We start from the raw sequence: 16,189 nt of genomic DNA, 5'->3' as shown, positions 1-16,189 counted from the left end.
TTAATAAGTGGAGTAAATCTCCACTTATAATTTTTATTAAATACATAAAGGAGATAAGCCATGGGGTTAATTTATAAAGTTGCTGATCAAGATCGGGAATTTGAACGTATACATAAATTGAATTATAAAACATTTGTAGAAGAAATTCCGCAACATGAAGAAACGAAAGAGCGTGTTCGTATAGATCGCTTTCATGATGAAAATACATATTTAATTTGTTTAGATGAGGATAGATTAGTAGGTATGGTCGCAGTGCGGGGAAAACGACCATTCTCGTTAGATTATAAAATCTCAAATTTAGATATTTATTTGCAAGAGCATGGAGAAAAAGTGTATGAAATTCGTTTACTTTCAGTAGAACGTGAATATAGAAATGGAAGAGCGTTGTTAGGATTAATTCGTTTTCTACATCGTTATTTGCTTCTAAATGGATATGAATTAGCACTCATTTCTGCAACAACACGTGAACTACCTTTATATGAGCAAATGGGATTCAAATCTTTTCATACGTTAGTTGGTACAGAAGAAGCAGCCTTCCAGCCAATGTATGTTACTCCTGCTATGTTTGAAGAGTCGAGTGTTGGAGGGATTATGACGAAAGAATATACGTTTTTACCTGGTCCAGTAGATATTGAAGAGAATGTTCGAAAGGCATTTTCTACGCGGCCTATTTCGCATCGCTCTAAGTCATTTCAAGTGATGATGGACAATGTGAAAAAACGGTTACTTCACATGACAAAAGCAAAACATGTACAGCTTATGTTAGGAACAGGGACGTTAGCAAATGATGCGATTGCTTTACAGTTACGTTCTTTAAAAGGGAAAGGACTAATATTAACAAATGGAGAATTTGGAAATAGATTAGTTGGACATGCAAAACGAGCACAATTACATTTTGATACGTATAAAAAAGAAATGGGAGAGCCGTTTATTTATAACGAATTAGAAGAAATAATAATAACTGGAAATTATGAATGGCTTTGGTTTGTTCATCATGAAACATCTACTGGAATGTTAAACGATTTAAACGAGCTAAATACTCTTTGTAACGAGAATCAAATAAAACTATGTGTAGATTGCATAAGCTCAATTGGAGCAATACCATTAGACTTGAAGGATGTGTATTTTGCGAGTGGTGTTAGCGGTAAAGCGATTAAATCATATACAGGAATTTCTTTCGTTTTTTATAACCACATTGTAAAAATAAACGAGGCTGTGCCAGCCTATATGGACATTGGCATGTATGAAGAAAATGAAAGCATTCCATACTCACAATCATGGAATTTAATTTATGCATTGCAAGAAGCGTTGAAGAGATTTGAAGATGAAAAGGTATTTGTAAAAATTAAAGAGACATACGAGTATGTTGAAGAAGTTATTACTGACATGGGCTTAAAGCTTGTTTCACCTAAAGAACATGCCGCGCCAATTATACTTACTATTGTATTAAGCGAAGACCATTCTTCTAAAGTAGTAGGCGATGCATTAGCATTACAAGGATACATCGTTCATTATGAGTCATCTTATTTACAAAAGAATAATTGGATCCAAATTGCATGTTTAAATCATTATAAAGAACGCGATATGAAGAGGATGTTAAATTGTTTGCAAATGTGTTTATTTCAGAGTGGGGTACATATATAAAGATTTTTTCTTTTCGTATAAAGGAGCTACGACTTACGAAAACTTAGAAATAGAACTTTGGAAGAGGTGTCAGTATGATAACTAGAAAACTACCATTACATATAGACGATATTAAAAAAGCTCACAAGATTCTAGATAGAAATGCTCGTAAAACGCCATTAGTAAAATCTTTTTATTTGACTAGTAAAACGGGCGGAGAAATACATTTGAAATTAGAAAATATGCAATTAACGGGTTCTTTTAAATTTCGTGGCGCATTTAATAAAATGTCACGGCTCACGGATCAAGAAAAAGAAAGAGGTGTAATCGCATGTTCAGCAGGTAATCATGCACAAGGAGTTGCATTATCTGCTCATTTACTCGGTATTAAGAGTAAAATTGTTATGCCAATTTCTGCACCTCAGGCAAAAGTTGAAGCAACAAAAGGATATGGATCTGAAGTGATTTTACATGGTGAAACCTTTGATGATGCAAAGGTAAAATGTGAAGAAATTATAAGGGAAACAGGTGAAACATACTTACATCCATATGATGATGTAGAGGTAATGGCTGGTCAAGGTACAATTGGATTAGACATTCTTGATGATATGTGGGATGTAGATACTGTCATTGTACCAATAGGTGGAGGCGGAATTATTTCTGGTATTTCTGTAGCATTAAAATCTTTTAATCCATCCATTAATATAATTGGTGTCCAAGCAGATAATGTTCATGGAATGAAGGCATCTTACGATAAAGGCGCAATCGTAGAACATTATGAGGCCCCTACTATTGCAGATGGTTGCGCAGTTAAAATACCAGGAGAATTAACATTTGAAATTGTAAAAGAATTAGTAGATGATATTGTAACTGTATCAGAAAAAGAGCTGGAAGTAGCGATGAAAGATTTATTACAACGTGGGAAAGCTGTTGTAGAAGGTGCAGGTGCATTAGCAACTGCTGCACTTCTTGCAGGAAAAGTTGATAGTTATATAAAAGGGAAAAAAGTAGTGGCTGTTATATCTGGTGGGAACGTGGACTTACAGCGCATATCAAGTGTATGTGAGCACTTTTTTGTCGCTAATGAAGTGAAATAGTTTTATGAAAGAAGAGCTAAGAGAAATAATCTTAGCTCTTACTTTTTGTCTACCATTTACTGTAAGTAGCAATAAACTTGCAGAATTTGCTGTCTAATGAATTGTTTTATTTAAGCGCCTATTTTTACACATATCTTTAATGTTACAATAATTATTTCAATATTGTCGAAACGTAAGCAGAAATTTAATATAATAGTTTTAATGTGCTAATGAGCGGTGAGGAGGGCAGGTCATGAATAAAGAAGAACAGGTCATGAACGGTTTCAGGGAATTATATAATAAGCTGGTTTGGCTTAATAAAGATAAGATGGAAGAAGGTCTTAAAGGGTTTAAGTCTTCTGAAGTCCACTGTATTGAATATATTGAAAACAATGCAGATTCTAACGTGACACAACTCGCAGAGGCTTTTTATGTGACTCGCGGTGCTATAAGTAGAATGACTAAGAAGCTCATACAAAAAGGCCTTGTTGAAAGTTACCAAAAGTCAGAAAATAAGAAAGAAATTTATTTTAAGCTTACCGAACAAGGGAAAGAAATTTATAAAATCCATGAAGATCTGCACAAAGAGTTTCAAGAGCGGGATAAAGCTGTATTTGAGCAAGTAACTGAAGAAGAATTCGACAGTATAATTAGCTTTGTGGAAAAGTATAGTAGACATTTGGATGCAGAAATAAAGAAACAAGGTATACATATTAAATCGTAATACATTTTAATAATAAAATGGCAGCCTTACTCTAATATGAGAATAGGCTGCTTTTTTATTATTTTATCTTTGTTGACTAATCAACAAAACAGGGTTATCATTTTGTTGACGAAGCAACAAAACGTTTTAAGGAGAGAAGTTAAATGTCTATATTTAGATCACAAAATGAAAGGGAAACTGAAAAAAGCATAGATAAACATGCGTTACTATTTGGACTTATTTCTGTATTTCTTTGTGGTATAGGTTTCAGTATCATCATGCCTGTAGTCCCATTCTTAGTACAGCCATATACAAGTAATCCGGAAGAACAAGCATTAGTTGTTACACTACTAACTTCCGTATATGCGGCCTGTGTGTTTTTAGCTGCTCCAGCACTCGGGGGTTTAAGCGATAAGTATGGCCGTCGTCCATTACTTTTAATATGCTTATTTGGTTCTGCAATTGGGTACTTAGTTTTTGGCATAGGAGGAGCTTTATGGGTATTATTTGCTGGACGGATAATAGAAGGTATAACAGGTGGGAGCATAAGTACTATCTTCGCATATTTTGCAGACATCATTCCGAAAGAGCAGAGAACGAAATACTTTGGATGGGTGAGTGCAGTTGTAGGTGCGGGAACTATTATTGGACCAACTCTTGGGGGCTTACTTGCAAAGTTTGGTCATTCTGTACCTTTATACTTTGGAGCGTTCATAACTTTATTAAATGTTTTATATGGTATGAAATACATGCCTGAGAGTCTTGACAAAAATAACAGGTTAAAAGAGATTACTTTTGTAAGGTTAAATCCTTTTGCACAGCTAGCAAATATACTTTCCATGAAAAATTTAAAATGGTTACTTATCTCAGCGTTTTTACTTTGGATACCTAACGGATCTTTACAAGCAATTTTCACGCAATTTACAATAGATACTTTCAGTTGGAAACCTGCATTAATCGGACTTATGTTTTCAATTTTGGGCTTTCAAGACATTGTTTCACAAAGTTTTATCATGCCAAAGCTTTTAATCAATCTTAGTGATAAACAAATAGCTATTCTTGGGATGGTTTCGGAGATTATAGGATACAGTTTTATTGCAGCATCAGCTGTATTTTCACTCTATCCACTACTAATCGTTGGAATGCTAATGTATGGTTTTGGGGATTCAATTTTCGGGCCTTCATTCAACGGGATGCTTTCAAAGTCTGCCAGTTCTAGTGAACAAGGAAGGATTCAAGGTGGAAGCCAATCTATTCAAGCTTTAGCAAGAATGATTGGTCCTATTCTTGGAGGACAAATCTATGTATCACTTGGTCATGCCGCACCTGCTTTTATGGGTATGATTCTTATAGTAGCGGCAATAGCAGTTTTGTATAAGGGAACGTATGAAACTGTATAACAGATAGATATAAGAACAAATAAAAGGGAGTCAGAACTTAGGAACAAGTGCTGATTCCCTATTTGTTTACGGTTTGAGAGCTAAGAGAAATGCTTTTGTTTAGGAATTTATTCTGCTATGCTCTCATGGTGAAGGGTAATATTCAGTGAGGTGGAACTATCATTAATTACAGTTAGCTTTATTTGAAAGTAAAAAGGTAGGTAAATGACTAGATAATTTCATTATGCTTGTGCTGAAGTAAATAATGACTCCATCTTTACTTTGCTCTTTTCTCGAATTTCAGCATCTGCGTGTCTCATAACGTATTTATGCGCTACAGCGATTGCTAAAACATCATCTAATAACCCAATCCCAATAATAGCAGCTATATCTGGAATGAAATCGATTGTTAATACGTAATAAGATAAAGCGGCTAATATTATGAATTTCGCCTTAGTAGGTAATTCTTTCTTTTTCATTGTGTAGAATAAAATAATACTTTCATATACGCTAGATTTACCGAGGTTTACAGAGCTTTTTTTGAACTTTTTCCAAAGTGTCTGTTTCTCCATATAAACACTCCTTTTACAAAACATAGATTTTTTAAAAGGATGGACAAAGAAGTGAGAGATTAATCAATTTTATTGTTTTTCTTAATTATATATTTCCATAAAAATAGGGGATTACCTGTTTAAAATAATATAATGTGGATTATGTAACGATTCATAGTGTTCCGTTACATAGTATATATATTGTAAAATGTATGTGGATGATTTAGTTATTATTATGCATTTTATAAGCGGTATGGGGGAAGCAAAATGAAAATAATAGAACTACCAATTGAATTCGAATTTAACGGGCAAAAACAATGTATTTATCCAAGTTTAATTATATTACATAATGAATTAACGTTAGTCGATACAGGATATCCAAGTTTTTTACCTTTAATTGAAAATGCAATATTAAAACATGGATATGAGATAAAAAACTTAAAGAATATAATTATTACTCATTATGATGATGATCATATAGGGTCTTTATACGATTTTAAATTGAAATATCCTCAAATTAATGTTATTGCTAGTGAAATTGAATCTAACTATATTAGTGGTGATATAAAATCAGAGAGGTTAGTTCAAGCTGAAGAAATGTTAGAACGTATGCCAAATGAAGATAAAGAATTTGGTAAATGGTTTATACAACAGTTAAAAAATATAAAACATATTTCCGTCGATGAAAAAGTGCATGATGGTCAAATGATTTTGAATAATGAATGTCAAATAGTAGCGACGCCAGGACATACTTCGGGGCATATTTCATTATATTTTCCGAATTTAGATTGTGTAATTACGGGAGATGCGGCTGTTCAAGAGAATCGTGGGTTAGTAATAGCTAATCCGAATTTTTGTTTAGATATAGAAAAAGCGAAACAGTCTTTAAATAGGATTAAAAGTTTTAAAGCAACACAGTATTATTGCTATCATGGAGGAAAGCTTACTGTATAAATTAATGAAAATCGGTCTTTCCTAAATCGAAAAGATTGGTTTTTAGTTCATATATTTTGCGATTTCAACCAAATCAGTAACATTATATTTCGGTAAAATTGAAATATATATGTAAAGAAGAATATATATAATTTGAGCAAGAGTATAGGGGGGAGAAGATGGGTTCGTTATTTGATGTAATAGCAGATATCATTTTATTTTATCCTCGAAATGACATGAAATTGAAACATCATATCGCAAAATTAAGTGAATTAGAGTGGTTTCGAAATCTACATGAAGATCTGAAGTATACAAGTTTAATTTGGAGTAATAGAAAAATTAAAAGGTATATTTTGACTTCTATAAATATGGAAGCATTAATAAAATCTGAGAAAAAGCAAAAAGAATTTGTTCATCTAGTACAGGATGAATATAAAAAAAGAAGATAAGAATTTTTTTATTTTTCATATTTGGCGAAACAAATGGTACAATGAAAGCTAATGTGAAAAATAAGGAAAAGAAGTGGTCTATTTGAAAAATTTTTTAGAATTAGGAATTAGTGAAACTTTTAATCATACATTACGTGAAAATGGAATTACAGAAGCAACACCAATTCAAGAGCAGGCAATTCCTGTTATTATGTCTGGTAAAGATATTATTGGGCAGGCAAAAACAGGTACGGGTAAAACGTTAGCATTCGTGTTACCGATTTTAGAAAAAATCGATTCAGAGTCTAGTGATGTTCAGGCTTTAATTGTTGCACCAACAAGGGAACTAGCCCTGCAAATTACAACTGAAATTAAAAAAATGCTTGTTCAAAGAGAAGATATTAATGTACTAGCGATTTATGGTGGGCAAGATGTAGCACAACAATTGAGAAAATTAAAAGGTAATACACATATTGTTGTTGCAACACCAGGACGATTATTAGATCATATACGCCGTGAAACAATTGATTTAAGTAATCTTTCAACGATTGTACTAGATGAAGCGGATCAAATGCTTTATTTTGGTTTCTTATATGATATTGAAGATATTTTAGATGAGACACCAGGTAGTAAACAAACGATGTTATTCTCAGCAACGATGCCAAAAGATATTAAAAAATTGGCGAAGCGTTATATGGATGAGCCGCAAATGATTCAAGTACAAAGTGAAGAAGTAACGGTTGATACAATTGAGCAGCGTGTCATTGAGACGACAGACCGTGCAAAGCCAGATGCACTTCGTTTTGTTATGGATCGTGATCAGCCATTTTTAGCTGTTATTTTCTGCCGTACAAAACTTAGAGTAAGTAAACTGTATGATAATTTAAAAGGACTAGGTTATAATTGTGCTGAACTTCATGGTGATATACCTCAAGCGAAACGTGAAAGAGTTATGAAGAGTTTCCGCGAAGCTAAAATTCAGTACTTAATCGCAACGGATGTAGCAGCTCGTGGACTTGATGTAGATGGTGTAACGCACGTATTTAACTTTGACATCCCTGAAGATGTAGAAAGTTATATTCATCGTATTGGCCGAACAGGACGTGCAGGTGGATCAGGTCTTGCAATTACGTTCGTTGCAGCGAAAGATGAAAAACATTTAGAAGAAATTGAAAAAACGCTTGGTGCACCAATACAAAGAGAAATAATCGAACAACCGAAGATAAAACGTGTAGATGAAAATGGAAAACCGGTACCAAAGCTGGCTCCGAAGAAATCAGGTCAAAATCGTCAAAGAGATAGCCGCGAAGGTTCAAGAAGTGAATCAAGACGTGATTCAAGAAATAGCTCAAGAAGTGATTCAAGAAATAATTCGAGAAATAGTTCTAGAAATGAAAATAACCGATCATTTAATAAGCCAAGTAATAAAAAAGGTAGTACAAAGCAAGGTCAGCAAAGACGTGGCCGTTAAATAGTTATAATTGTAAAAGAGTCGCAAAATATTGTGGCTCTTTTTTTGTTTGTATACAACAAGGATGATGGCAAGAAAAAAACAAAATTTCATTCACCGCATTTGAAATTTATAAAGGGAATTTTATAGTCCAAAACCATTAGTGCAAGGGTATTACTATCATTCAGCAGAACACTTTGGTTAAAAGAAAAGGTATTGAAGCGAGCGAGTATTTTCATTATACATTCCGCAATTATTGAAATAGAACAAGAGAAGTTTATGAAGGATTAAACTCGTATTGGTGTACGATCGTTGGAAACTGGAAAACTAATTTGTTAGTTTTGATCGATGAGGAACTCGGGAAGCACCACTGCCATCCTTATGGGGAAATTGCTTACGACGACGATGAGGGTAATGTAGTGATAATATGCGAAATAAGAAAAAAGGACTAGCAGTCGTACCTGCCGTCCTTTAATAGGAGAAAAAGTAATCTTGTTTAGAACTACGCATAAACAGAAAATCTGCTTGTAATTAGTTTTACCCTAAATATACGTGTCTATACAAAAAAGGGATAAGTAAAAAATACTTATCCCCGGAAGGGAAATCCCAAGTACCAAAATGGCTCGTATTGGTCTGCAGGTTCAAAAGTAGTATATGTAAAACGAAAAATCTCATACAAAAAGCAGACAACGATTTTGGTTGTCTGCCAGTGAGTTCAATGAGTTAGCTAATTGTGATAATTTGCATCCCCATTGCGAGAAGAGTGAAGCTGCTAGTTCAAACAGCTTGTTGGTATTATTTTCGATTTCTAAAAAAATATACATCAAAAGAAAGAGGTATTAGCCGTGGACACGGCGGCTTGAAAATAGTATGTATTTTTATTTGAAAAATATTCAAGGGGTGAAGAAACATGGAATGTTTAATAAAGGTGTTTGTTTTATTAATCAGTTAATTAATAAAACAAAATAGTTATTTGGGAGAAAGGGAAAATTAATATGAGATGAATTGAAGCTGTTGAAAAATTACTTGAAGTGATGAAAGAATGCTTTTGGAACGGAACATCTTTAAAGGGTGAAGCTAATGATTTTAATATTGTATCTTGGCTGATTGAAGAAGCGACGCGTAAAACAAAATAAAGATTTCATTTTGTAGCAATGGAGAATAGATATGTGTACTTATTGGGGGAAAGTAGATAAAGAGTTCTTTAAGAGGTAAGAACCGGAACAAAATAAAAGAGCGGCTAGCAAAAGCTAACTGCTCAATACAAGGAGATACAGAGAAGACTACTTTAAATGAATGTTGGCATACAGCCCACATTCAGTATTGACCGAATATTTATTTTAAATTCAATTTATTTAAAGTAAACATCCCAACAGATAAAATGGTTGCGCCTGCTACAGAACCTAGCCAGTCTCTCCAGCCTAATGTATTTAAAGATGCATCTGTTAAATCCGTAATTAAGAAGATAGCAAACATTAATACACCAAATGCTAAGCATCCCCAAAATGTTTGCAAATATTTAATAATCTTCTTTCGGAACTTGCTCATATAAATCACCCTTATTAATAATTTATATTTTTATAAATAAATTATCACATATACAAAAATTAAAAGTGCGAAATATGCAATATTACATATTGGAACTCAACAAAATACTCCATTGATAAGTACATAGATCGAACGGAGGCATCGTTCTTTTCCTAAAATGAAAGGTGACGATAAGAAACATGAGATACGTTTTAAACAAATTGAGCGGACGTTAAAAAATAAAAATTTATAAAGGAAATAGAAAGTATGGTGTTGTATATGTACGATAATAGGAAACTTTTTGCAAACTAAACATATAATTTTAATAGACCGACAGTCGGTCTGATGGGAAGGAGAACTTGAATGCGAATTGTAAAGGAGTATGAGGAGCGTAGAAAGGAAATTTTAGAAACAGCTGAGCGTTTGTTTCTTACGAAAGGTTATACGAAAACAACCGTGAATGATATTTTAAAAGAAATTGGTATAGCAAAGGGGACGTTTTATCATTATTTTAAGTCGAAGGAGGAAGTAATGGATGAAATCATTATGAGGATTATTAAAGAGGATGTCACTAAGGCGAAAAGGATTGTCTCCAATCCCGATATCCCCGTTTTAGATAAGTTATTTAAAATTTTAATGGAACAATCACCAAAATCAGGAGATGTCAAAGAAAAAATGATTGAACAATTCCATCAACCAAATAATGCAGAAATGCATCAGAAAAGTTTAGTGCAATCCATTATACATTTATCTCCTGTATTAACGGAAGTTTTAGAGCAAGGAATAGAAGAAGGCATATTTTCTACTCCATACCCACAAGAAACAATTGAATTATTACTCTCTTCAGCACAAGTCATATTTGATGATGGTTTATTCCAGTGGAAACCGGAAGAAATGATGAGAAGAGCTAAGGCTTATATTAAAATGATGGAAGTATCTGTTGGAGCGAAAGAAGGGTCCTTTGATTATATGATCGAGGTTTTAATGAAACAGAAATAGCTTTTTTCTGTTTGGGTGTTATAGACCGGCAGTCGGTCTAGACTAAATGAAGGATGTGATGAAGATGCCAGCAAGTATTCAATCTTCCTTGAAAGATTTTCACTTAATGGTAAGTGGTCAAATTATTACTATTTTAGGTTCAACACTATTACGTTTTGCACTGTCTTTATATGTGCTAGATATAACAGGACGTGCCGATATATTTGCAGGGTTATATGCCATAACGAGTATCCCGTTTTTGTTAGCTCCTCTTGGCGGAGCGATAGCAGATCGTTTCAACCGCCGTAATGTAATGGTCATTTTGGATTTTATAAACGCTGCTATTGTATTAAGTTTTATAGTTTTGTTATTAACTGAATCGGTATCTATTTTATTGATTGGAGCAATTATGTTTTTACTAGCAGTCATTAGTGCAATGTACTCACCAGTTGTTATGGCAAGTATTCCGCAATTAGTTCCAGAGAAAAAGTTAGAACAAGCAAACGGTATCATAAATGGTGTGCAAGCATTATCTAATATAGTTGCACCTGTACTAGGAGGAATATTATATGGCATAATTGGTTTGAAAATGCTCGTAATAACAAGTTGTCTTGCTTTCTTTTTATCTGCAATTTTAGAAATGTTTATTACAATACCTTTTATAAAAAGAGCGCAAGAAAGCCATATCATACCGACAATTGTAAAAGATATGAAAAAAGGTTTTCTTTATGTTTTAAAGCAACCTTTTATTTTGAAGGCTATGTTACTTGCAGCTTTACTAAACTTAATTTTGACACCGTTATTTGTTGTTGGAGGACCTATTATGTTACGAGTAACTATGCAGAGTAGCGATACGATGTATGGAATTGGAATGGGATTAATTGATTTTGCAACCATATTAGGGGCATTGTCAATCGGTTTCTTTGCTAAAAAGTTACAGATGAAAACATTATATAATTGGATGCTTATCATAGCTTTATTAGTAATGCCAGTGGCACTATCAGTTACACCGTTTATTCTTAATTTAGGATACTATCCACCATTTATCCTCTTTATACTTTCTTCTCTTCTAATCGCAATGATTATGACAATTGTATCCATTTATGTGATTACTGTAGTCCAAAAGAAAACACCAAATGAAAATCTAGGAAAAGTGATGGCATTTATAACAGCGGTATCTCAATGTATGGCACCAATTGGGCAAGTCGTATATGGTTTTATGTTTGAAGGATTCAGTACGAAAATTTATTTACCTATATTTGCTATTAGTTTCATAATGATAATAATAGCGGTGGTGACGAAGAAAATATTAAGAAATGAAGGGAACTAGCTTCATATGCTTAGAGTATTAGCGAAACCCAATCCTAATCAATTCTTCATCATTTATTTCAATTACGAATCTATATTCTTTGTCTAATAGCCAGTAATAAAAACTGACTGCATCAACGTCAACTAGTGATTGGAATACTTTATCAAGATTTGTACTTACTACAGGGATTTCATAGTTATCCCATATTATAAAAATCTGTTCGTCAAAATCTAGTTGGTTTGCTCTAATAAGGGAAATTAGTTGTTCTTTGTTCGAAGCTATGAATTGATTATCTATCTGTTCCCAATCTATTCTTCCCGAGACAGTTATAGGAAATGAATTCATTAAAATAGTAGCAATCTGCTGGCTTTTTTCTTGGGAGAAAATGAGAGTTTCGTTTCCTAGGGATTCAAGGCATTCACTAAACAAAGGGTTTGTGTCATTGTTGTTTTTGGTTTTCAGTGCTCTTAACTTTTGTCGCAATTTCCATTGTCTTGACGATCTATCATCCATTTTTAACATTCCTTATACAATTATTTAAGAATGAGTATAGCATATAAGGGAAGTCTTTATGAAAAGGAACTTTTTAAATATAAATTAAACAAAAGCGTTATTTGAAAAAAAGCCTTTTAAGGAAAGATAAGAGGCCATCAAAAAATATAACAACATGAAAATTTTATATTATGTATATACAATTTAAAGAGTTAGTGGAAATAATAAAATGTATAAAATTCTTATAAAAAAGCCCTAGGATTAGGGGGTCTAGGGCTTCCTCTGTTGGTATATCTCACACGACATTATAAAAAGAAAAGAACTTAATGAAGATAACACATGAATGTTTCGTAAATGTATCAAAAAAGTGAACAAAAGCGTTATTTTAAGGACCATGATATATCATCAAGGGCTTTATAAATATAACTATACATTCGGTAAAAGAGATATTTTGGATTGTATTTTTGTTTCCAGTTCATAATAATCACCTCTCATACAAATAGTTTAATTATATTATAAGGTTATTAAAGAGAATGTTAAGAAAACTTGATATGAATTAAGGTGAATTTAAACAAACTAGTAATTGTAATTAAAAAGCAGTTAGCTTTTGCTAGCTGCTTCACTCACTGGGAGTTTTTTTATGTAATTTAGATAAAGAAACTAGCCATTAAAAATATTGCTTCTATCAAAATTAGAGAATCAACTAAAATCAAGAACTGTTTTTTCTGTAGCTTTTGAAATTCCTTTATTAATCTAAAAACTGCACTTATTCCGAAACAGATGTATAACAAAATCATTATTATTTTTAGTATTACTAACATTCCTAATATAATTAATTAAGTATCAGAAAATATATCCATGTAAGTTTTTAACAAAAACCTTATTTAAATAGAAAATGCCAGCTGAAATGTCAAGGGTGTATCAGCTGGCACTGAAATAGATATTAAATTTTAATATTAGGTTTTTTAGTTCGTACTTTTGTTCTTATTTCTAGAAGAGATTGTACCAAATATTGCTCCGGACATTGCTCCGATCAAAGTCATAAAAATTGCACTCCATACTGCAAATGACATAATTACACCTCCTAATAATAAAATGCTGCAACTATGTTTTTATTATATATGAATTTTAGTATGTTAAGTGGGGGAAAAGTTAGAAAATTAAACAAAACCGTTAATTAAATTAAAAAAAGAGCCCCGCGATAATGGCTGCAAGGCTTCATAAGGTCGAGTTATGTCGTACTCACAAGGGATTTTAACATGAATGTTGTGGTAAACATACTGGTAAATGTATCTAATTTATTTAGAGCATTTATTTTAAACCAAAACGCTATTTGATAAGTATATGTAAAAAAAGAGCGCCTTGTAAAGGCACTCTTTGCAAAGTCTTTTGTCTACTGTCGTGTTTTTATATTTACAATTCAGTAGCTTTGAAAGTTCGTTATTTTTAACAAAAATTTAATTTTATGGAAATGAAAACCCTAGTTTCCTAGGGTAATGGTATAACAGCCAAATATATTTTATTCTTTTATATCGTAACTTAATTTTACGTTAAAAACATCAGGTAAGTGTAACCAATTGCAGAAAATAAAAGAGCAGCCAGCAAAAGCTAACTGCTTGGTTCTCCAAGGGGAAAGGAGAAAGGTTAGGGATTTCATTAAATGAGTTTTGGCTATTGCCTATCTATATTATTAACGGAATATTGAGTTTTATTCACGAAGAACGATGTTTAACTTAATGCATAGCCAACAATCAAAGTTAGTGTTAAAAACACTGATAATACCAATGTTAGTAAGACTGTTGCTACACTTCTAAGCATCGCAATCCAATTATTTATCTTAGAAAATCCTATGATGTCTGCAAAAAAGTTCCTATTGCTAAAACTAGTAATATAAACAAAGGGTGAATGTGTAATAAATCCGTGAAAAATTTGAATAGTTCAAGTGAAATTTCAAAATATAAACGGAATAGCCCAACGCAAACTAAAGAACAAATAAAGGATCATAGATTGATGTTATGCTTCATAGCTTTCTCCTATGTTATCAAAATAGTTTTACTCAATTTTAATGGAAAATAAAAGAAAAAGATAGCGGTTATAAATTAAAATGAATTTTTTAACAAAATAGATCCTTTGAATAGAAAGTGAAGTAATGTAGGAGTTTTTTCTTTGTTTGAAAGTTCAAAAAGATATATAATAATTTTCTGACTATTAATTTGTGGAGGGGTATTAATGAAAAATGAAACGTTACACACACAAGAAGACATTTTAAAAATGCTTGATTCATTATTAAGACCTGCAGAACCATTTTGGAATGAATTTTATGAGAATAGAGAAAAGGATGTTCCATTTTTTGGAAATGTTCCAGATGAGAACCTAGTTTCGTATATACAAAAAGAGAGAGTTTCAAAAGGGAAAGTATTAGAACTTGGATGTGGTCCAGGTAGAAATGCCATTTATTTAGCGACTCAAGGATTTGATGTAACAGCAGTGGATTTATCTGTAGAAGGCATTAATTGGGCTAAAGAAAGGGCATTGGCAAAAGAGGTAGCAATTCATTTTATTTGTGATTCAATTTTTAATTTAGAGGTTCAAAACGAATTTGATTTTGTATACGATTCGGGCTGTTTGCATCACATTCCACCGCATAGAAGAATAAATTATGTGGATTTAATTAAAAACTCATTAAAATCGGGTGGTTATTTCGGATTAACATGTTTTGCGGCAGGTGATTTAGATGAGCGAAATGGATCGGAAATAACAGATTGGGACGTATATAGAGGGTGGAGTCTACAAGGTGGTCTTGCATACTCGGAAGAAAAGTTAAGAGAGATATTTAAAGAATTTGAGGTAATTGAGATTAGAAGAATGAAACAAATGAAACAACCGAAAGAAATGTTTGGAGAATCATTTCTTTGGACAGCATTATTTAAGAAGAAATAATAAAGTAGATAATTGACAAACTCATCGTTTTTATAGACAATATATTAAATGGAACGTACGTTTGGTTTTGTTGGCGTATGTTTTACATAAATACATAACAAGGGGCTGTCTCCATATGAGTAACGCAAATCAAAAAATTACTACGTTTTTAATGTTTGAGGGCAAAGCTGAGGAAGCAATGAATTTTTATACGTCACTATTTGATCAATCAGAAATTGTAAGTATTTCTCGCTACGATGAAAATGGACCTGGTAAAGAGGGAACTGTAATTCATGCAACTTTTACGCTAAATGGCCAAGAGTTTATGTGTATTGATAGTTATGTAAATCATAATTTTACATTCACTCCAGCTATGTCTCTTTATGTAACTTGTGAGACAGAAGAAGAAATTGAAAAGGTCTTTCATAAACTAGCGCAGGATGGAGCGATTCTTATGCCTTTAGGTTCTTATCCGTTTAGTAAAAAGTTTGGCTGGTTAAATGATAAGTATGGTGTATCTTGGCAGTTCACTCTTGCTGAATAAAAAAAGAAAAAGCGTAGCTTATTTGTTTAATGGATTTAGTTAAAAGCTTGAAAAATGAAATAACATAAAAAAGCGTTCCAACTGTCAACAGATTTGGAATGCTATTTTTATGTGGAAGTGAGTTGTTTAAAACTTACCAATTCTACGATTATTTTAAATGAATGGAATAGATGTATAATTTTTTGTCTTTTTAGAATTTTTAGCGATTATTAGCGTTTATCTGTTAATATAAATATAGACAACTATGTATGAACTATCAGGCGGGTTAATAGAAAAA

At 32.5% G+C, this 16,189-nt stretch carries 14 protein-coding genes and 1 pseudogene; 11 read left to right on the top strand and 4 right to left on the bottom strand.

Going from position 1 to position 16,189, the window contains the following annotated elements; genetic code table 11:
- The first annotated feature begins 60 nt into the window (after nt 1–60).
- The 4 genes from ACK1U5_RS06570 to ACK1U5_RS06555 all read left to right on the top strand — a co-directional run bounded on the left by ACK1U5_RS06570 (nt 61) and on the right by ACK1U5_RS06555 (nt 4,802).
- Nucleotides 61–1,644 (top strand): aminotransferase class V-fold PLP-dependent enzyme, encoded by a 1,584-nt coding sequence (locus ACK1U5_RS06570; RefSeq protein ID WP_048568156.1) that lies wholly within the window; start codon nt 61–63, stop codon nt 1,642–1,644.
- 74 nt (nt 1,645–1,718) lie between these two features.
- Nucleotides 1,719–2,720 (top strand): bifunctional threonine ammonia-lyase/L-serine ammonia-lyase TdcB, encoded by a 1,002-nt coding sequence (tdcB, locus tag ACK1U5_RS06565; protein ID WP_000632959.1) that lies wholly within the window; start codon nt 1,719–1,721, stop codon nt 2,718–2,720.
- A 232-nt stretch (nt 2,721–2,952) separates the two neighbouring features.
- On the top strand, nt 2,953–3,423 hold the full coding sequence (locus ACK1U5_RS06560; protein ID WP_001030900.1) for a MarR family transcriptional regulator: 471 nt from the start codon (nt 2,953–2,955) through the stop codon (nt 3,421–3,423).
- A 143-nt stretch (nt 3,424–3,566) separates the two neighbouring features.
- Nucleotides 3,567–4,802 carry an MFS transporter gene (locus ACK1U5_RS06555; RefSeq protein ID WP_000021821.1) on the top strand — a complete coding sequence of 412 codons (1,236 nt, stop codon included), beginning with the start codon at nt 3,567–3,569 and terminating at the stop codon, nt 4,800–4,802.
- A gap of 221 nt (nt 4,803–5,023) precedes the next feature.
- Here the strand turns inward: ACK1U5_RS06555 and ACK1U5_RS06550 are convergent, their stop codons facing one another.
- Nucleotides 5,024–5,353 carry a YkvA family protein gene (locus tag ACK1U5_RS06550; protein ID WP_000415089.1) on the bottom strand — a complete coding sequence of 110 codons (330 nt, stop codon included), beginning with the start codon at nt 5,351–5,353 and terminating at the stop codon, nt 5,024–5,026.
- 246 nt (nt 5,354–5,599) lie between these two features.
- On the opposite strand from ACK1U5_RS06550, the gene ACK1U5_RS06545 reads away from it, so the two are divergent.
- From ACK1U5_RS06545 to ACK1U5_RS06535, 3 genes are all read left to right on the top strand, one after another.
- Complete coding sequence (locus ACK1U5_RS06545) at nt 5,600–6,286, top strand: MBL fold metallo-hydrolase (RefSeq protein ID WP_087875364.1); 687 nt, start codon at nt 5,600–5,602, stop codon at nt 6,284–6,286.
- Between the two features lie 158 nt (nt 6,287–6,444).
- Nucleotides 6,445–6,714, top strand: a complete 270-nt coding sequence (locus tag ACK1U5_RS06540; protein WP_000535034.1) for a hypothetical protein — start codon at nt 6,445–6,447, stop codon at nt 6,712–6,714.
- 73 nt (nt 6,715–6,787) lie between these two features.
- Nucleotides 6,788–8,164: a DEAD/DEAH box helicase gene (locus ACK1U5_RS06535; protein WP_113710704.1), complete on the top strand. Its 1,377-nt coding sequence runs from the start codon at nt 6,788–6,790 to the stop codon at nt 8,162–8,164.
- Nucleotides 8,165–9,478: 1,314 nt separating this feature from the next.
- On the opposite strand, the gene ACK1U5_RS06530 is transcribed toward ACK1U5_RS06535, so the two are convergent.
- Complete coding sequence (locus tag ACK1U5_RS06530) at nt 9,479–9,691, bottom strand: hypothetical protein (RefSeq protein ID WP_000033153.1); 213 nt, start codon at nt 9,689–9,691, stop codon at nt 9,479–9,481.
- Between the two features lie 342 nt (nt 9,692–10,033).
- On the opposite strand from ACK1U5_RS06530, the gene ACK1U5_RS06525 reads away from it, so the two are divergent.
- On the top strand, nt 10,034–10,669 hold the full coding sequence (locus tag ACK1U5_RS06525) for a TetR/AcrR family transcriptional regulator (protein WP_001223580.1): 636 nt from the start codon (nt 10,034–10,036) through the stop codon (nt 10,667–10,669).
- 64 nt (nt 10,670–10,733) lie between these two features.
- The gene (locus ACK1U5_RS06520; RefSeq protein ID WP_001111715.1) at nt 10,734–11,978 is read left to right on the top strand and encodes an MFS transporter; all 1,245 of its coding nucleotides are present in this window, start codon (nt 10,734–10,736) and stop codon (nt 11,976–11,978) included.
- A gap of 18 nt (nt 11,979–11,996) precedes the next feature.
- Here ACK1U5_RS06520 and ACK1U5_RS06515 read toward each other — a convergent pair whose 3' ends face one another.
- Nucleotides 11,997–12,470, bottom strand: a complete 474-nt coding sequence (locus ACK1U5_RS06515; RefSeq protein ID WP_000342728.1) for a CDI toxin immunity protein — start codon at nt 12,468–12,470, stop codon at nt 11,997–11,999.
- 1,707 nt (nt 12,471–14,177) lie between these two features.
- Nucleotides 14,178–14,443: pseudogene (locus ACK1U5_RS06510) on the bottom strand (hypothetical protein).
- A gap of 235 nt (nt 14,444–14,678) precedes the next feature.
- On the opposite strand from ACK1U5_RS06510, the gene ACK1U5_RS06505 reads away from it, so the two are divergent.
- On the top strand, nt 14,679–15,389 hold the full coding sequence (locus tag ACK1U5_RS06505; protein ID WP_000787498.1) for a class I SAM-dependent methyltransferase: 711 nt from the start codon (nt 14,679–14,681) through the stop codon (nt 15,387–15,389).
- Nucleotides 15,390–15,504: 115 nt separating this feature from the next.
- On the top strand, nt 15,505–15,912 hold the full coding sequence (locus ACK1U5_RS06500) for a VOC family protein (protein WP_087875366.1): 408 nt from the start codon (nt 15,505–15,507) through the stop codon (nt 15,910–15,912).
- Nucleotides 15,913–16,189 lie beyond the last annotated feature (277 nt).

Source organism: Bacillus sp. XB1 (genome assembly GCF_053557995.1).
Note: the sequence above shows the minus strand (reverse complement) of the source record. Positions and strands in the feature narration are given on the sequence as shown.

What these genes read in the sequence shown, in the direction of transcription:
- ACK1U5_RS06520 (WP_001111715.1), top strand. Translation starts at nt 10,734, where the DNA reads ATGCCAGCAAGTATTCAATCTTCCTTGAAAGATTTTCACTTAATGGTA.
- ACK1U5_RS06530 (WP_000033153.1), bottom strand. Translation starts at nt 9,691, where the DNA reads ATGAGCAAGTTCCGAAAGAAGATTATTAAATATTTGCAAACATTTTGG.
- ACK1U5_RS06550 (WP_000415089.1), bottom strand. Translation starts at nt 5,353, where the DNA reads ATGGAGAAACAGACACTTTGGAAAAAGTTCAAAAAAAGCTCTGTAAAC.
- ACK1U5_RS06515 (WP_000342728.1), bottom strand. Translation starts at nt 12,470, where the DNA reads ATGGATGATAGATCGTCAAGACAATGGAAATTGCGACAAAAGTTAAGA.
- ACK1U5_RS06540 (WP_000535034.1), top strand. Translation starts at nt 6,445, where the DNA reads ATGGGTTCGTTATTTGATGTAATAGCAGATATCATTTTATTTTATCCT.
- ACK1U5_RS06525 (WP_001223580.1), top strand. Translation starts at nt 10,034, where the DNA reads ATGCGAATTGTAAAGGAGTATGAGGAGCGTAGAAAGGAAATTTTAGAA.
- ACK1U5_RS06560 (WP_001030900.1), top strand. Translation starts at nt 2,953, where the DNA reads ATGAATAAAGAAGAACAGGTCATGAACGGTTTCAGGGAATTATATAAT.
- ACK1U5_RS06505 (WP_000787498.1), top strand. Translation starts at nt 14,679, where the DNA reads ATGAAAAATGAAACGTTACACACACAAGAAGACATTTTAAAAATGCTT.
- tdcB (WP_000632959.1), top strand. Translation starts at nt 1,719, where the DNA reads ATGATAACTAGAAAACTACCATTACATATAGACGATATTAAAAAAGCT.
- ACK1U5_RS06555 (WP_000021821.1), top strand. Translation starts at nt 3,567, where the DNA reads ATGTCTATATTTAGATCACAAAATGAAAGGGAAACTGAAAAAAGCATA.
- ACK1U5_RS06570 (WP_048568156.1), top strand. Translation starts at nt 61, where the DNA reads ATGGGGTTAATTTATAAAGTTGCTGATCAAGATCGGGAATTTGAACGT.
- ACK1U5_RS06545 (WP_087875364.1), top strand. Translation starts at nt 5,600, where the DNA reads ATGAAAATAATAGAACTACCAATTGAATTCGAATTTAACGGGCAAAAA.
- ACK1U5_RS06500 (WP_087875366.1), top strand. Translation starts at nt 15,505, where the DNA reads ATGAGTAACGCAAATCAAAAAATTACTACGTTTTTAATGTTTGAGGGC.